General features: G+C 50.7%; 19 protein-coding genes. 4 read left to right on the top strand and 15 right to left on the bottom strand.

Features of this window, described 5'->3' with window-relative positions; all coding sequences use genetic code 11:
* Positions 1-15 precede the first annotated feature (15 nt).
* From ORD20_RS14315 to ORD20_RS14280, 8 genes are all read right to left on the bottom strand, one after another.
* Positions 16-666, bottom strand: a complete 651-nt coding sequence (locus ORD20_RS14315; RefSeq protein WP_430626283.1) for a serine hydrolase — start codon at positions 664-666, stop codon at positions 16-18.
* A gap of 95 nt (positions 667-761) precedes the next feature.
* Positions 762-1,637: a site-specific tyrosine recombinase XerD gene (gene xerD / locus ORD20_RS14310; RefSeq protein ID WP_103375522.1), complete on the bottom strand. Its 876-nt coding sequence runs from the start codon at positions 1,635-1,637 to the stop codon at positions 762-764.
* A 177-nt stretch (positions 1,638-1,814) separates the two neighbouring features.
* Positions 1,815-2,933 (bottom strand): alanine dehydrogenase, encoded by a 1,119-nt coding sequence (gene ald / locus ORD20_RS14305; RefSeq protein ID WP_103375377.1) that lies wholly within the window; start codon positions 2,931-2,933, stop codon positions 1,815-1,817.
* A gap of 98 nt (positions 2,934-3,031) precedes the next feature.
* The gene (locus ORD20_RS14300; RefSeq protein ID WP_103375521.1) at positions 3,032-4,477 is read right to left on the bottom strand and encodes an amino acid permease; all 1,446 of its coding nucleotides are present in this window, start codon (positions 4,475-4,477) and stop codon (positions 3,032-3,034) included.
* A 336-nt stretch (positions 4,478-4,813) separates the two neighbouring features.
* Complete coding sequence (locus tag ORD20_RS14295; RefSeq protein WP_103375376.1) at positions 4,814-5,902, bottom strand: alkaline phosphatase family protein; 1,089 nt, start codon at positions 5,900-5,902, stop codon at positions 4,814-4,816.
* Positions 5,895-6,068, bottom strand: a complete 174-nt coding sequence (locus ORD20_RS14290; RefSeq protein ID WP_158246252.1) for a hypothetical protein — start codon at positions 6,066-6,068, stop codon at positions 5,895-5,897. Before ORD20_RS14290 ends, ORD20_RS14295 begins: the two co-directional genes overlap by 8 nt.
* Before the next feature lie 114 nt (positions 6,069-6,182).
* Positions 6,183-6,899, bottom strand: a complete 717-nt coding sequence (locus ORD20_RS14285) for a PilZ domain-containing protein (RefSeq protein WP_146039031.1) — start codon at positions 6,897-6,899, stop codon at positions 6,183-6,185.
* 32 nt (positions 6,900-6,931) lie between these two features.
* On the bottom strand, positions 6,932-7,297 hold the full coding sequence (locus ORD20_RS14280) for a DUF423 domain-containing protein (RefSeq protein WP_173677085.1): 366 nt from the start codon (positions 7,295-7,297) through the stop codon (positions 6,932-6,934).
* A gap of 265 nt (positions 7,298-7,562) precedes the next feature.
* Here ORD20_RS14280 and ORD20_RS14275 point away from each other — a divergent pair, with 265 nt between their 5' ends.
* The 3 genes from ORD20_RS14275 to ORD20_RS14265 are packed head-to-tail and all read left to right on the top strand — an operon-like array spanning position 7,563 to position 9,442.
* Complete coding sequence (locus tag ORD20_RS14275; protein ID WP_103375374.1) at positions 7,563-7,757, top strand: hypothetical protein; 195 nt, start codon at positions 7,563-7,565, stop codon at positions 7,755-7,757.
* On the top strand, positions 7,754-8,581 hold the full coding sequence (locus tag ORD20_RS14270; RefSeq protein ID WP_103375373.1) for a sulfurtransferase: 828 nt from the start codon (positions 7,754-7,756) through the stop codon (positions 8,579-8,581). The genes ORD20_RS14275 and ORD20_RS14270 overlap by 4 nt, the downstream gene beginning before the upstream one ends.
* A gap of 24 nt (positions 8,582-8,605) precedes the next feature.
* Entirely contained in the window at positions 8,606-9,442 is an 837-nt protein-coding gene (locus tag ORD20_RS14265; protein ID WP_103375372.1) for a site-2 protease family protein, read from the top strand.
* Between the two features lie 15 nt (positions 9,443-9,457).
* Here the strand turns inward: ORD20_RS14265 and ORD20_RS14260 are convergent, their stop codons facing one another.
* The 5 genes from ORD20_RS14260 to proB form a co-directional block, all read right to left on the bottom strand.
* A complete protein-coding gene (locus ORD20_RS14260; RefSeq protein ID WP_103375371.1) occupies positions 9,458-9,802 on the bottom strand; it encodes a rhodanese-like domain-containing protein in 345 nt (114 codons plus the stop codon).
* A 46-nt stretch (positions 9,803-9,848) separates the two neighbouring features.
* A complete protein-coding gene (locus tag ORD20_RS14255) occupies positions 9,849-10,457 on the bottom strand; it encodes a uracil-DNA glycosylase (protein WP_242968481.1) in 609 nt (202 codons plus the stop codon).
* Positions 10,438-10,998: a phosphatase PAP2 family protein gene (locus ORD20_RS14250; protein ID WP_103375370.1), complete on the bottom strand. Its 561-nt coding sequence runs from the start codon at positions 10,996-10,998 to the stop codon at positions 10,438-10,440. The genes ORD20_RS14255 and ORD20_RS14250 overlap by 20 nt, the downstream gene beginning before the upstream one ends.
* Before the next feature lie 172 nt (positions 10,999-11,170).
* A complete protein-coding gene (locus ORD20_RS14245) occupies positions 11,171-12,409 on the bottom strand; it encodes a glutamate-5-semialdehyde dehydrogenase (RefSeq protein WP_207654657.1) in 1,239 nt (412 codons plus the stop codon).
* 44 nt (positions 12,410-12,453) lie between these two features.
* Positions 12,454-13,239 (bottom strand): glutamate 5-kinase, encoded by a 786-nt coding sequence (gene proB, locus ORD20_RS14240; RefSeq protein ID WP_103375368.1) that lies wholly within the window; start codon positions 13,237-13,239, stop codon positions 12,454-12,456.
* Positions 13,240-13,649: 410 nt separating this feature from the next.
* On the opposite strand from proB, the gene ORD20_RS14235 reads away from it, so the two are divergent.
* Entirely contained in the window at positions 13,650-14,594 is a 945-nt protein-coding gene (locus ORD20_RS14235; protein WP_103375367.1) for a ribose-phosphate diphosphokinase, read from the top strand.
* Here the strand turns inward: ORD20_RS14235 and ORD20_RS14230 are convergent.
* Together ORD20_RS14230 and ORD20_RS14225 are read right to left on the bottom strand one after the other, a co-directional pair.
* Complete coding sequence (locus tag ORD20_RS14230) at positions 14,591-15,316, bottom strand: PrsW family glutamic-type intramembrane protease (protein WP_242968498.1); 726 nt, start codon at positions 15,314-15,316, stop codon at positions 14,591-14,593. The genes ORD20_RS14235 and ORD20_RS14230 overlap by 4 nt on opposite strands.
* 71 nt (positions 15,317-15,387) lie before the next feature.
* A complete protein-coding gene (locus ORD20_RS14225; RefSeq protein ID WP_158246250.1) occupies positions 15,388-15,546 on the bottom strand; it encodes a hypothetical protein in 159 nt (52 codons plus the stop codon).
* Positions 15,547-15,602 lie beyond the last annotated feature (56 nt).

Raw genomic sequence — 15,602 nt, 5'->3', positions numbered from 1 at the left:
ATCCTCCAATATGTTTTAAGTGAACAGTTTCCACAAATACTTCCAGGTCAAGGCACCAATGGTCGTGCGTGCCACCTGCTTAGCGGCCACAATCGAGACGCTCCTTATCACATGTCGGCCACTTTTAATCTCTAAATGCCCTAAAGCTTGCCCCACGCGCACTGGGGCTTGGACCTCTTGCGGTAGCGTGAGGGCCGCCTTGGCGGTTTCATTCATTTGTTGCACAAATCCTGCTTCAGACCCGCTAATATAAGTCCCTAAGGCATAAGCAGCGTCATTCGCCGACCCTACGGCCACCGCTTTCAGCATCTGGTCCACACTCAAGCGTTCGCCTGGCTCCAACCAAATCTGAGAACCGCCAATGCGGTACGCCTCTTCATCAGCGGGAACCATATCATGCAAACGAATTTGGTGCCGTTCGATAGCCCTGACGGCGATATACAACGTCATTAATTTCGTGACGCTCGCCATCGGTAATTCTTGTTGAGCGTTTTTCGTATAAAGAACTTGACCCGAATTCGCATCGACGAGCTCGGCGGCCTTGGCATTTATCGGAGGTGGTCCCGGAGGACTTTGTGCTCCGACGATCGGTGAAGAGATCAGCGCCAAAAACAAGGCCAGTTGACTCGCACGAAACAAGTGTTGCCACGTTTTTCGAAAATCCATTGCCCTATGCCTCCCTAGTGCTATGCTTGGGAGTAGTATGGGGCAAACTTGACGCAATTCATGCGTCATCCGCCCTACGGCGGAAGATCAGACAATCAAGCGCGCGGATGGGTTTTGTCATAGACCGGACGTAGTCGATTTTGACTCACATGGGTATAAATCTGGGTGGTTGAAATATCTTGGTGGCCCAGCATTTCTTGTACTGCGCGCAAATCCGCTCCATTTTCCAAAAGGTGCGTCGCAAAAGAATGACGCAAGGTGTGAGGGGTAATCGTCTGAGTCACTCCGAGCCCGGCCGCGTATTTTTTAAGTACTTTCCAAAACCCTTGACGGGTTAAACCTTTCCCTTGGCGACTTAAAAATAATGTTTTGACCGAGGAATCCTTCACCAATATAGGCCGGGAGACATCGAGATAGCGTAACAACCAAACCATCGCCATGCGTCCAAGCGGGACAAACCGTTCTTTGGATCCCTTTCCCAAACACCGAATGCGCCCCGGATCCGCCCACCAATCATCGATCGTCAAATGACACAATTCACTCACTCTCAATCCCGTAGCGTAGAGCATTTCGAGCATAGCCCGGTCGCGAATACCGGTTTCCTTAGACACATCCGGCGCTTCAATTAAACGCGTCACTTGGTCTACACTCAGCACGCCCGGCAGCTTCCGAGGCATTTTAGGGGCGACTAACAACTCCGTAGGATCGTTGGTAATATGTTGTTCACGTATCAAAAAGCGGTAAAACGCCTTGATAGCGGCTAATCGGCGAGCTTGCGTCGCTTCCGACTTCTTCGTGTTCTGCAAGTATTCCATATAGGCCACCACTGCCGCCTCAGTACCGGCTTCGGGATAATTATCCAAAAACTGCATATAATCCTGAAGATCTCGTCCATAGGAATCAATTGTGTTCACAGATAAATTGCGTTCGAATCTCAGATAATAGCGAAACTCATCGACCCACTGATCCATCGTATTCATGATGTCGTCCCGTCCATTTCTACTGATATATTCGTCCGTTATATTGATATTTCAACAAATTCGACGTATAGCTGCCAATGTCCTGCTTTTTGTGTTGCCTTCGTAAAAAATTAAAAGGCCCCCCGAACAAAATTCGAGGAGCTTGTATCCAGTTTTCGCGTCAAACGCTTAGCCGATCACTTCTTGAACCGGTACGTATGGAAGATTATGCGATTCTGCTACGGCTTGAAAAGTGACCTGACCCTGATACACATTTAAGCCCTTCGCTAAAGCCGGATCTAACTGCATGGCCCGAACTGCCCCATGCTGTGCCAGCTGGCGCGCATAGCGCAAAGTCACATTGGTAAGCGCCAGCGTCGACGTGCGAGCCACAGCTCCTGGCATGTTAGCTACGGCATAATGGACCACCCCATATTTCACGTACGTTGGATTCGTGTGTGTGGTCACATGATCAATCGTCGCAATCGACCCTCCTTGATCAATGGCAACATCCACAATCACAGATCCTGTCTGCATGCTTTGAACCATCGCTTCACTGACCAAATGCGGTGCCCGCGCACCGGGAATTAATACCGCTCCCACAAGCAAATCCGCAGTTTTCACCGCATCGGCAATATTGTACTCGTTGGACATTAGTGTCCGCACGTGACCATGAAACATGTCGTCCAACTGCCTTAGGCGATCGGCATTGATGTCCACGATCGTGACATCAGCCCCTAAGCCCAGCGCAATGCGGGCCGCGTTCGTGCCAACGATGCCTCCTCCGATAACGAGGACCTTTCCGGGCAAGACCCCAGGCACCCCACCTAACAAAATTCCACGGCCGCCTTGCGCCTTTTCCAAAAAATGAGCACCGATTTGCGTGGCCATTCGGCCGGCCACTTCACTCATCGGCGTTAACAATGGTAACGAGCCGTCGGGTGCTTGCACCGTTTCATAGGCAATCGCGGTGATTCCCGATTCCACCAAGGCATGAGTGAGACCTGGTTCTGGTGCCAAATGCAAGTATGTAAAGAGAACCAAGTCTCGACGAAAATACTGATACTCGTCTGGTAACGGCTCTTTGACTTTCACGACCATGTCCGCCTCGTTCCATACGGAGGCCGCATCACGGACTAACGTCGCTCCGGCACTGCGGTACTGATCATCAAGAAATCCGCTGCCAATACCGGCGCCTTCTTGCACCAAAACTTGGTGCCCATCCCGTGTGAGGGCCATAACCCCTGCTGGGGTTAACGCCACCCGATTTTCATCGATTTTAATTTCTGTTGGCAAGCCGATTCGCACTGAATTGCCCCTTCTTCCCGATAGCGTCTCATAATATTGTGAGGAGCTCCCAAGCCCGCATCACGACTCATTCTAACACACCACAATTTCACGTAAACTCATTTTCCCTGAGAACGTTGAGAACTGTGCAAACGCCTAGCACGTACCGGAAGATAGGCCAAGAAAAAGATAACTGAGGCGCCCACACTGATTTCTAATGCGGTCATTTCATGCGGAGCCAGCGGTGCGGTTGCAATCACGCCAACAATTAAAGCCACCGCTAAAATCGAGGTATAAGGATAACCTTTCATCCGGAATGGAAGTTCTTTCCCTTCTTTTAAAAGAACCTTGTGATAGACGATTTGCGTGACAATGATGAGCCCCCAGATAAATAGCGCTTGAAATCCGGTGGCCGTAACAAGATACAGATACGCCGTTTTTGGCAAGAAATAGGCAAGGCCACTAATAACGATAAACAAAATCCCCGTCACTAAGTTCGCCATACGCGGAATGCCATGAGATTCTCGACTGACGATGTGCGGAGCGGCATGAATTCGCCCTAAAGTGGCCAAAACCCGGTCGGTGGCAAACAGTCCTGCATTCATGGCACTCAAAACGGCTAACAGAATCACCAAGTTAAAGAAATTGACCAACCATCCCCATGGCAACGTACGGAGCGCCGCTGTAAAAGGACTTTGTGCGGTGGGAACAGTGGACCACAGCAACAGCCCCGTCAAGCCTAGAGCCGCTCCAACATACAACACATAAATCGCTATAATAGTATTCCGAATGCTTTTCGCAATCGTGTGGTCGGCATCTTTCACATTGGGGGCCGCGAGCCCTAAAACACCCGTGCCGGACATCGAAAACAACACCAAGACCATAGCCGCGAAAACACCAATCACGCCATGCGGGAAAAAGCTGGGTTTCTGATACCAGCCGTGAACGCCTGCAGCGGTATGTACAGGCAATAATCCTGCAAGCGCCGCCGCCGCAAGTAAAATGAAGACCACCGTCGCCGTAATTTTCGTGCCGGACATCCACGACTCCACTGTACTAAAGCCGCGGACCGTCAAAAAATTAATGCCCACGACAATAATGGCATAGCCTACACTAAAGACATACACAGGAATGCTAGGGAACCATAGTCGAGTAAAGATTGCTCCCGCGGTCGCTTCGGCTGAGATGTTGAGGATGCTCGAAAACCAAAAAATCCATCCTCCTACAAAAGCCGCCCCAGGACCTAAAGCATGGTGGGCAAATGCTAGAAAAGAACCTCGTTCACGGTCGGCCACCGCCATTTCTGATAAAGCCATCACTTCTAGCGCCATAATGGTGACGCCGATTAGCATTGAAATGACAATAGCTGGTCCTGCCAAACGAATGGCCTGGCCCACAGCCAAAAATAGCCCGGACCCCATAATGCCGCCTACTGTCATTAATGTTAAACTATTGGCGCCAATATTTCGAGGACTCGGCGGCTTTGGCCCCGATCCGTAACGACTGCTGATAAGGCGCGTTTCAGTTGGTTTGCTGTGCCGTGTCGGCGCTTTCACTTTGTTCATAGTGGTTGTATGATGCGCTAAAAACCACGGGCCTATGCACGGTGCGTTAGACGGATGTTGGGGTCTTATCCAGACAATCCATAGAAACGTTTGGATCGTTTCGTGATACAATATGACTAGAACTTTAGAGGCTTTCTTAGTCTCTATGTTCATGTGTAAGGGAGGGATCGCGATGATTACCACAGGTGACCTTCTGGTTATTGCAGTAATTGGTATATTCTTTATAGGAGCGATTGCCATTATTGCTCCTATCCTATACCGTGACTACAACCTCAATGACTAACAAGAGTGGCGAATTACGAGCATTCTTCGGCACTTTAACACCGGAGAATGCTTTTATTGTTTTTTAAAAAACGGGAGCAATACTGGCACTTGCGCACTGTTGGCATGCCCCAGATAGCGCAAGTGCCAGCTATCTTCGATGGTTTTCAAAATACTGTAATGATCCGCCCATAAATTGGTGTCAATCTTTTCGCCCTGACCTACGATAACAATCAGAGGTATTTTCCCTCCGCCTATGGCAATATGAACCCAAGGCACCACGGGAGACGCGGGCCCCGGCGCCAAATACCTCCGCAAATTCTCCACAGATAGCAAGTTGGCTGGGGTATTCGTCTCATCCCACGTTAAAAACAAAACCGACCGCCGATTCCAACTTTTGGAGTGAATAATTTGAGGAATGAGGCGCGCCAAAAACCGGTCCCCCGATTGCACTAAGTGTTGAGAACTTGAAACCGGACAGCTGTTTCCAGGTCCCGGCTGTTGCCCATGCATATCGTCACATAAGTTGGGAGTAATCCACACGAACTGAGGTACGTGTCCTTGTTGCAACTCCTCTTGAAATCGGGAAAGCGTCACGGTATGTCGTGCCAAGGATGACCGCAACGGCAAAAGCAACGCGAAGGGATTATGTTTCTTGGCATACAAGGCATTAGAGGGGGGAGTCGTGCTTTGCGCATTACCAGGATACCAATTGCCTTGAAAATTGGATGAGGGAATACTTTGCATGACAGCCTGCCATGTTTTGTGCACGGCAGTTAATTGCTGGGGTAACGAACGTTGATTAAACGTTTGATTGGGGTCATCGGAATGGGTATGACCGGTCTCACCAGTGAGTAATGCCACATAATTGGGAAGGCTGACATGGGTCACGCCGAAATAATTACGGTCAAATCCATCACGCCTTACGAGTTGATTGATATAGGGTGCAGCACGATTGCCTAGCAAAGCCGCATCCCCGTGATTCTCCATCATAATCACAACAACGTGTGAAAAATTCGGTACGGGGGGACGGGATGGCTGAGGTATCGCTCTTTGAAATTGGGGTCCGATGGCCATTTTCACGGCGACGGCCACCGCAGCTATAGCGGCCGCACCTCCAATAATAACGCGAACGGCCTTCTTTCCTGATTGCCATTTAGACACGACAGAACGTCTGCTTTTTGGTCAGGGTTGTCAGGCTCCCGTACACGGTAAACAGATGGACAGCTTCCTCAACCGTCACATAGATTTGGCACCCCGCTAATAATACGCGCAGTTGTTCCGGATTTAATGGCTGGCCTGCCTCAACAATTCGTTCGACAAGATTCATCACCAATCCCCCCTAAAATCGTCATCTCCGTCGCGTTTCTTCTTGATATAGTATTCGCGCCAGATGAACCGATTATGAGGGTATTATTCCCTTTTTCGACACTATTTTTACGATTTAGCGGTAACGATGATGCAAGCAGAATGCTTGCCAGGCATTTGCCTGCTCCCCCTCCAGAGCAGGATCCCACAGGCCCACCACATTAACCCCTTCGGCTTCACGATATTGCGCGCGGCCGGTATCGAGACGCACGATCTGAAGTCGCCCTTGAAATTCTCCTGGCTGATCCCATTGCCATTGCGTTGTAACATGTGAGCCGATGGGCAATACCATGGGGCTAAAGAACCGAATGCCGGAATAAGAAAAGTCTCGGGACACCGTTGTCCATGCCGATATCTCTACCGGTCCCACATCCTCGCAAACCTGAACCCGTCCGCGCATATGATACCCGTGATCTTCACTTCGCCACTCTCGGCGCCGATTCGTACGGACGGGAGGCTCTAAATAGGTAACTTGCATGGCTGGTAAGGGATCCAAAACCATGATGATTTGCACTTTGTATTGCCACAAATATCGGTCTTGGCCCCAGTACAGCCGCATGGGCTGCCCCTGAAGGCTCCACCCTTGAACGACGTCCCCCCGTCTATCACGCAATGCGTCAAGATAATCGTAGACTCCATCTCGGCGGATAAGACGCGACGTCCACGTGTGCGCCTGTGGTTCATCCAATGTTTGCAGCGACACAAACGATTGCAAGGGTGGTTTCAGCGCATCCGCGATACCGGGACTAGGCGCTTTGGAAGAAACCGATTTTTTTCCCCATACCACCATCATTCACTCCTCTTTGGGATATACCATATTTGAGGTTAGGCGACCTTCCAACCTGCCGCAGCCAACATCGCCCACGCCACGATAAACGCAAGTCCCCCAAACGGCGTAACCATTCCCCATTTGCGACGGCCTGTGATGGAAAGCACATAAAGACTTCCAGAAAAGAGCACAATACCCACCACAAAAAGCCATCCCGCCCAGGCTAAAAGAGTCGTGCCCGGTGCCTTAATGCTCACCAGTCCTGTGACCAAAAGTCCAAGGGCATGATACATTTGGTATTGCACACCGGTTTGATAGTTGGCTAAGCTTTTCTCATCCAATTTCGCACGTAACGCATGAGCTCCAAAGGCCCCTAACGCTACTCCCAAAAGCGCCATCACCGCCCCTAGTGAAAGAAACATCGTATGGTCCCGACCCCCATTGTCTATTGTTGCCATCATCTTATGGTACCGCGCTGAGCCATGCTTCACAAAGGTTTTGCGCTGTGATTTTGTAACTAGAACCCTGAAATATCTCGACAGCCATGAGCCCTTTAATCTTTCACGATTCCCTAACAAGCCTGACAGCACGCCACCGGAGTCTTGGGCTATCATGGATTCTCAATGCCCCTGAATAGACAAATCATCCCTCCAAAGCGCATAATACTAGTGGCAAGGAGGTGCAATCATGTGTACATTATGGTCTAAAAATCTTGTCATTCTCGGAGTCTTAGCCAGCTTTATCCACCCGTGGTTCATCATCATTGCCATTTATCCGTTTGTCGCTCGATTGATTACCCACCTAACAGGACGAAACTGGTGGCCCGCGACAACGAGTTGTGCTGTTTCGGTGTCCGAACGACCGCGGAAAGGGAACTCATGAAACATCCATTAGTCGATGCGCAATGGCTGGCAGCCCAAGATCCGGAGAACGTAGTCATTGCAGATTGCCGTTATAATTTATTGGCTCCGGCTCAGGCTTATATCGATTATCAGAAAGGACATATCCCAGGAGCTTTCTTTTTGGATTTAGAGCGCGATTTATGCGGCCCCATCGGTGTGCACGGAGGGCGTCATCCTCTCCCAGACCGCGAACAGTTTGCCCACGTGTTGTCTCGCATAGGAATGACCGAAGAGAAAACCTTGGTGGCATACGATACGGATGGCTCAGGTGCTGCCCATTTATGGTGGTTAGCTGGTTATTATGGTTTGACGAATATCCGGGTCCTACAAGGCGGGTATTTGGCATGGATAACCGCTAAATTACCTGTGTCTACAAAGAAACCTGCCATATCTCGCACACCGACATTGATTCTTACTCCTCACACCGAATGGCTTGCGACGCGTGAAGAGGTTATCACTCGTCATTCGGATCAAACTCTTATTGACTCCCGGTCGTATGAACGGTTTATTGGGGAGTACGAGCCCATCGATCCTATTCCCGGACGCATACCTGGAGCCATCCACCGCGATTGGGCCGAAGTTTATGACAAGCCTGCCCACTTTCGACCATTACACGATTTACGCCAACACTTTGCCAACATTGACACCAAACAACCTCCACTTGTTTACTGCGGATCCGGTGTTTCGGCTTGCTCTAATGTATTGGCATTGCACTTACTGGATATCCCCGCCGTGTTGTATGCCGGCAGCTACAGTGACTGGATTTCTTACGAGACAGCTCCGGTGGCTAGAGGCCGTGTATAATATTTGGCATAAGGAGGACTAGCATTGCCAGGATATCATGACCCAGAGCACCAATCCCCCCACGCCACCCCCATATCCGGAGAAACGGCGCCATTTTCACCCTACTCGCCTCCACCTATACCGCGTAAGGGGCGTAACTCGTGGAAAAGTCGCATCCTCTCGTTGTTGGCGATCATTTATAAAGCGAAAGTTTTGCTGCTTTTTGGTAGTGTGGTGCTCTCGATGCTGGTGTATGGTCTGGCATTTGGATGGGCCTTTGGCATTGGGCTGGTGATTTTAATTGCCATCCATGAATCGGGCCATGTGTTGGCAAACCGGAAGCGGCATATTCCTGCGTCTTGGCCGACCTTTATTCCCTTTTTGGGCGCGGTCATCAATATACGCCAAAGTCCCCGCAACGCCGATGACGAAGCCTTTATTGGCATTGCCGGCCCCATATTTGGGCTAGCAGCCACTCTGGTCTGTTACGGACTCTACCTCACTACGCATCTGGCCGTATTGCAATGGCTAGCCGTCTTTGGCTTTTTCATGCATATCTTTAACTTAATTCCGGTGGTGCCTTTAGATGGAGGGCGCACGGTGGCCTTTTTAGGATGGAAAGCATGGGGTCCGGGCCTTATCGGACTGCTCGTCCTGTTATTTTTCAATCCGTTAACCGGCGCTCTTACGGTCGACCCAGTCTCTGTTATTATCCTCATCTTCATCGTGTGGAACTTTATTGGAAGGCTAAAACATCCTGTTTCAGCCGCCTACAACGCCATTGCTATACGACGAAAATGGACCTATGGCCTTCTCTGGGCAGGCTTGATGGGCCTCTCGATTGTCGGGTATCTGAGTGCTGGATCGCCCGTTTGGCACTAAACTCGCAGGTGCCCCTTACCTCTGTTGACTCTTTTCATACTTTTTCCAGTGGTCCATGCCCCCTTTTAAGTGATAGACGTGCGTAAACCCTTCCGCTAACAACTCCCACGCCGCAGCTTGACTACGATGCCCTGTCTTACAGATCAAGACCACAGGCCGCTCATGACCCACATGCGTGATATGCTGCAATGTGGTTCCAAGAGGCGCGAGAACGGCTTTTGGGAGATGCCCCGCCTGATACTCGGTAGGCGTGCGCACATCGATGACGACCGGATCTTGTGCATGGATAAAGTTGTCAAGGTCTTGCGGCGTAAGATCTCGCAGCTGAGGCGGGTGGCGAAATAAGTTCAACAAATTCATCACGCAATCTTCCTTTCTCCCAATATCACCCTAGTCCCACCAAAGCTTATTTACCGATTTCCGATACCTCGCCCGCTTTCTGGCGTAATGCAAGGATTTTGGCCTGCACCTCTTGCAAATCTTGCCACGCCCCCTCTTTCCAATGCGGATTGCGCAACAATGCAGCGGGATGATAAGTTGCCCGAAACCACACACCGCCTCGTTCATGCCAACGGCCCCGGGCCTCGGATAGACGCGAGATGCCGAGCAATGTTTGCACGGCGGTTGTACCTAGCAGCACCACCACTTGAGGCGACAAGATCCTCAATTGTGCCGCCAAATGCGGCCAACACGCTTTACGTTCCGCTGGCGTAGGCACCCGGTTTTGAGGCGGGCGACACTTTACGACATTAAGAATGTAGATACCGTGGAATCGGTCCATCTCGATTGCCGCCAACATCTTGTCCAGCAGTTGGCCGGCTGCGCCAACAAATGGTCGAAGAAGACGATCTTCTTCGCGACCCGGACCCTCTCCAATCAGTACAATATCCGCCTGCGGATCGCCTTCCCCGAACACGACACCATGTGCTTGATCGCGCAATCCACACTGATGGCAAGGTTCCATCTGAAGTCGCAATGCCTCTAGAGCTTTTTCCTTATTCGTATGCTGATTCACCACGCCCGCTCCTTTTTGACCTTGCCACAAGCCGGCTTGTCATTCCTAATAACGCGCCTCCAACCGTATCCCATGGCCAGTGCCCTCCCGTCGCGACAACAGCAAATGCTGCAATCAGAATCAAAATCCCATAAGTCCAGTTACGTAAGAAGAGACCATAGGCATACGTAATGCGAAACACGTGGCCACTAGGGAACGAACCCCGTAAGAATGACCGAGCCGCGTGATGCAAACCATGCGTGGGAACTAATGCTCCAAGCCATGCCACCACGGTTGCCGGCTCAATATTGGTCCACGCCGTAATTTGTGCATAAGGAGGAGGGGCCGCCACATTGATGGGCAGAGGCGTCGCGATATAGTGCTTCAGAATCAGCTCCACAATACTTCCGCCGATAAACCCCCATAACAGGCGCCATTCGTGTGTCTGCCGTCCCCATCGCCCACTCGCTTGGTAAATGACAAGCAAAGTAGTTAGGGGTAGTCCCCCAACAACCCAAATCAATTGCAGGAACGGCCACCTGTGCCCCAACGGCTCAAGCATGCGACTGATGCTTCTATTCAACCCCATTATCTCCGGTGAAGGAGCTAGAAGCGCCGCAACGACAAATGCCGCTATGGACAGCCCTATCCAAGAAAACTTTCGCATAGCGATATTTTACTCATAAAGATATGGCCGTGGCTACCATCAAGTATGGAATGGGCGTATGATCTGGTTAACTGCGAATCTGACCGTGACCGCGCCCAACCCATTTCCACGTGGTTAACGCTTCTAATCCCATAGGCCCTCGGGCATGAAGTTTCTGGGTTGAGATTCCGACTTCTCCTCCGAATCCAAATTGGTAGCCGTCGGTAAATCTAGTGGACGCATTAATATAAACCGCTGCCGCATCCACCATTTTGAGAAACCGTTCGCCTTGTGAGTAATCATTGGTCACAATCGTCTCCGAATGCTTGGTACCGTATTGCTCAATATGGGCAATGGCTTCATCGATATTGGCCACTACGCGAACCGCGAGGTCTAAGCTAAGGTATTCCTTCGCAAAATCCTCATTGGTCGCCAATACGGCTCCAGGTATAAGCGATAGTGCACGCGAATCGGCATGCAACTGGACGCCTTGAGCTGACAGTGCCTTAGCCAGCTCTGGCAACAGCTGTTCGGCAATATCCTGATGCACCAAAACCGTCTCGGCTGCATTACACACGGCCGGATTTGACACTTTGGCATTAATCACAATGTTCACCGCCATGTCCAAATCGGCTTGGCGATCGACATATACGTGACAATTTCCGACGCCTGTTTCAATCACGGGAACGGTGGCCTCGGCTACCACTTTTTGAATCAAAGCGGGGCCTCCGCGGGGAATCAACAGATCGAGGCCGCGCAAGTGGAGTAAGGCATCCACATACTTCCGGTCCGGGTCCAGAATTTGTTGAACAAGATCTGCCCGGAATCCTGTCTTGGTCAACGCCTCTTGCCAACACGCGACGATTGCTGCCACGGTTCCTTTTGCCTCATGACCAGAGCGCAGAATCATCGCGTTTCCTGCCTTAAGGGCAAGCGCGACGGCTTCAATCGCCACACCAGGACGACTTTCGAAGATTAATCCAATCGTGCCAAGAGGCACTCGGATCGCCTCGATGCTCAACCCATTAGGCAACGTACGTTGCCCCATCCCGGTTCCCAAGGGATCCGGTTGATCTATCACTACCTTTAAGCCCTGCAACAGCTTAGACAATCCTTCGGGGCTTAAGGCCAATCGATTAGCCAAGGCCTTAGGCAACTCGCTAGCGGCGTCCAGATCGCGTCGATTAGCTGAGAGAATCTTGTCTTGATCACGGCGCACCAGGTGGATCATTTGCTCGAGGGCGTCGTTTCTCACTTGCGTATGTGATAATGCCCACTCTTTTTGAGCCGCTTGCGCGTTTTTCAACATCGCTTCTAACATGGTCATTTCCTCTCTATCTTTGGTTGTCTGTCTCCTGCACAAGGTTCTTTCTATTCCATGGAAGGAATATGATCGGGATTCTCCTGGCCTAGAAAATAGGTTGCGCGCAGTGGTAATCCTTGCAACAAATGCATAAGAACGTCAGGGGTTCGACTATCGGCTAGCACGGTGCGTATCCGACTCTCCTGTGCCAAAGCAGCGGCCTGTAATTTGGTCTGCATGCCCCCTGTTCCCCACGGTCCTCGACTGACAGCATGTTGTGACAACATTTCATCCGTCACCCATTGCACTCGGCTAATATGCTGTGCGTGGGGGGATGTGCGAGGGTCAGCCGTATAGAGTCCATCAACATCGGAAAGCAACACTAATAACTCCGCATGAACGAGCTGCGCTACCCGAGCTGCCAAGGTGTCATTATCCCCAATCCGAATTTCCTCATGGGTCACCGTGTCGTTCTCGTTGACAATGGGCAATGCGCCCCATGCCAGTAAACGCTGTAGTGTGTTAGAGGCATTATCCCGTCCTTCACCATGTTCAAGATCTGCCCGGGTCAACAGGATTTGGGCGACTGCAATGCCCGGCAAATGGCGTTGATATGCTTGAATCAATTGAGCCTGTCCAATAGCTGCGAGTGCTTGTTTCTCGACTAAATCCATGGGATGGCGGCCCGTTTGGCCGATTCCTGCACCTACGGCTCCCGAGGACACCACAATCAGCTCATGATGGTGCTCACATGCCCATGCCATTTGCTGGGCTAAGTCTTGGACACGTTCTTCCATAAGAAGCCCATCGTCCCCACAAATACTTGACGTTCCGATTTTTACGACAACGCGCACCGAAAACCCTCCTCAAAGAAAACAAAAAACCGCCCTCATCGTGAGGACGGATAAAATCCGCGGTACCACCTCGGTTGCCGCCTTGGCGCGGCCCCTTGTCGTCCGGGTAACGGCCGGCCCGTTCTACTCATCGCAGAATGGCTCCGAAGTGGGGCACACTCCCCCTTAACACCAGCTCTCACACAACCTGGCTCGCTTTGTTAAGACAAAGAGTGATGGCTTCATCATTGCGAGGGAAGAATTCTGCGGAAAATTTCCACACAAAACGCTCTTCCCTGATATAATAAATTGCCTTTATGATAATGATCTCATGGCGCCGCTGTCAAGATTTTCGCAAGCCGATCAACCTTGGGCACCAAGGATCCCCACGATCCGTCAACTCAAATGCTTTAAAGCTGGAAGGAGACTGTATGTTTGAGCGTGAAGGGCCTATAAAACTCTTATCAGGAACGGCAAACCGTGCGTTGTCTGAAGACATTGCCCGCCACCTCGGCATTGCGTTGACCGCCGCCGACGTGGGACGGTTTGCTAATGGAGAAATCCGCATTCGTATTCTGGATAACGTACGCGGCTGTGACGTATTCATTCTTCAACCCACATCTTTCCCGGTTAATGACAATTTAATGGAACTCTTACTGTTAATCGATGCTGCCCGGCGGGCATCGGCACGTCGCGTCACAGCGGTTACGCCATTTTATGGATATAGCCGACAAGACCGAAAAGAGCGTGGACGAGAACCGATCTCAGCAAAGCTCGTGGCCAACCTCATGGCCACGGCCGGCGCGCATAGACTGCTCACGATCGACCTGCATATGCCGCAACTACAGGGTTTTTTTGATATTCCTGTCGATAACCTTCAGAGCGCGCCCACGTTTGCTACAGCCCTGCGCAAGAAGGAGCTGGACAACCTGATGATTGTGTCTCCGGATGCCCGCGGTGTCCACCGCGCGCGTCAAATGGCCAAAATGCTAGGGGCCCCGTTAGGCTTTATAGATAAGCGCATAACGGAGCTAGGAATGCCCGAAGTCGTCCATGTCATTGGCAACGTAAAAAACCGCCGCGTCGTCATCCTTGACGACTTGATTGATACCGGTAAAACGGTCGCGCGGGCCGTACAGTCCGTCAGCCATCTTGGCGCTACGGCGGTTTATGTGGCAGCGACCCATCCCGTTCTTTCAGGATCCGCCACCGCATTGCTATCGCAGTTGCCTCTCGAAGACATTCTACTTACGGATACCATTCCCATAGCTGATCTATCTCCTAATATGCACATCATCTCCATGGCTCCCCTATTAGCGGAAGCCATCATGCGCATCCATGAAAATCTCTCGGTCTCTAGTCTCTTTGACGTTTAATCCACAAGGGAACTTCTTTGCCGACGATTGTTCAACAACAAACTCAGAAACACCAAGTAGGAAAGAGCCACGTCAAGAACTGATAACCCCCCATGAGCTCTGAGGGACGCATCATAAAATCCATGAAACATGGCGGCTAAAAGAAAAGCGCCGACAGCTAAATGCCAATCCCGGTAACCACGGTGAGCGACTATACCCAACCCATAAGCCACAATTCCGGCCCAGATGGCATGTAAAAAGGGAGTATACAAGGCGCGCGTGAGAGCCGTAATGGTCCCCAAGCCAATCGTCTTGTGCAACACGTCAAATGTAATCCCATGCTCCACGTAGGAAATATTCTCCACAGCCGAAAATCCGAGGCCTGAGCTGATACCAATCATCATATAGACCAAAGGGTTCCAGACTTTTTTCTGCACACGATTCACGGTGAATAGCAAGAGGACAAAAATTTGTTTCGCAAACTCTTCAGTTAATCCAATGAAAATAATGTACGCCGGAGCGGAAATCAATAAGTACGAGGAATTTAATAAAAGATTAGCCCCATGTCCAATCCAAAAAGATTCCACCGCCAAGGCAAACAACACGCCTACGATCCCTGTAAATACATAGGCCGCGATGTCGAGCACAATGGACCGAAATGGCATTGCCATTTGGGCCGTCATGATGGGCTGAAAGATAAAAAACCAAAAGAGCGAAAAATATACCATCATCCCGTCTACCACGTTCAAGTGCAAATCTCCTAATAAAATAGGAACAATGGCAAACAAGAGCAAACCTAGAAACAACCGGGATTTTATGATACTGAAGAGGTATAACAACGAGTTTTGCGGTAACCGACGATACGCAATTGAAAAAATGCCATTCCGTTGACTTCGGCAGGTGTCACACAATACTTCATCAACCGTATCACCGCATTGGACACATCGATTCGTTCCCGGAAGTAAATGCACACTGGTCATCTCCTTGTGTCTTCCACAGTTTCAAGCAAATGGTCCAATGGGTCTTTGT

This window comes from Sulfobacillus thermotolerans (genome assembly GCF_039623705.1).
Taxonomy (GTDB): Bacteria; Bacillota; Sulfobacillia; order Sulfobacillales; family Sulfobacillaceae; genus Sulfobacillus; species Sulfobacillus thermotolerans.
Note: the sequence above shows the minus strand (reverse complement) of the source record. Positions and strands in the feature narration are given on the sequence as shown.

What these genes read in the sequence shown, in the direction of transcription:
- ORD20_RS14260 (WP_103375371.1), bottom strand. Translation starts at nt 9,802, where the DNA reads ATGAATTTGTTGAACTTATTTCGCCACCCGCCTCAGCTGCGAGATCTT.
- ORD20_RS14270 (WP_103375373.1), top strand. Translation starts at nt 7,754, where the DNA reads ATGAAACATCCATTAGTCGATGCGCAATGGCTGGCAGCCCAAGATCCG.
- ORD20_RS14275 (WP_103375374.1), top strand. Translation starts at nt 7,563, where the DNA reads ATGTGTACATTATGGTCTAAAAATCTTGTCATTCTCGGAGTCTTAGCC.
- ORD20_RS14315 (WP_430626283.1), bottom strand. Translation starts at nt 666, where the DNA reads ATGGATTTTCGAAAAACGTGGCAACACTTGTTTCGTGCGAGTCAACTG.
- ORD20_RS14250 (WP_103375370.1), bottom strand. Translation starts at nt 10,998, where the DNA reads ATGCTTGAGCCGTTGGGGCACAGGTGGCCGTTCCTGCAATTGATTTGG.
- ORD20_RS14235 (WP_103375367.1), top strand. Translation starts at nt 13,650, where the DNA reads ATGTTTGAGCGTGAAGGGCCTATAAAACTCTTATCAGGAACGGCAAAC.
- ORD20_RS14290 (WP_158246252.1), bottom strand. Translation starts at nt 6,068, where the DNA reads ATGAATCTTGTCGAACGAATTGTTGAGGCAGGCCAGCCATTAAATCCG.
- ORD20_RS14245 (WP_207654657.1), bottom strand. Translation starts at nt 12,409, where the DNA reads ATGACCATGTTAGAAGCGATGTTGAAAAACGCGCAAGCGGCTCAAAAA.
- xerD (WP_103375522.1), bottom strand. Translation starts at nt 1,637, where the DNA reads ATGGATCAGTGGGTCGATGAGTTTCGCTATTATCTGAGATTCGAACGC.
- ORD20_RS14300 (WP_103375521.1), bottom strand. Translation starts at nt 4,477, where the DNA reads ATGAACAAAGTGAAAGCGCCGACACGGCACAGCAAACCAACTGAAACG.
- ORD20_RS14285 (WP_146039031.1), bottom strand. Translation starts at nt 6,899, where the DNA reads ATGATGGTGGTATGGGGAAAAAAATCGGTTTCTTCCAAAGCGCCTAGT.
- ORD20_RS14280 (WP_173677085.1), bottom strand. Translation starts at nt 7,297, where the DNA reads ATGTTTCTTTCACTAGGGGCGGTGATGGCGCTTTTGGGAGTAGCGTTA.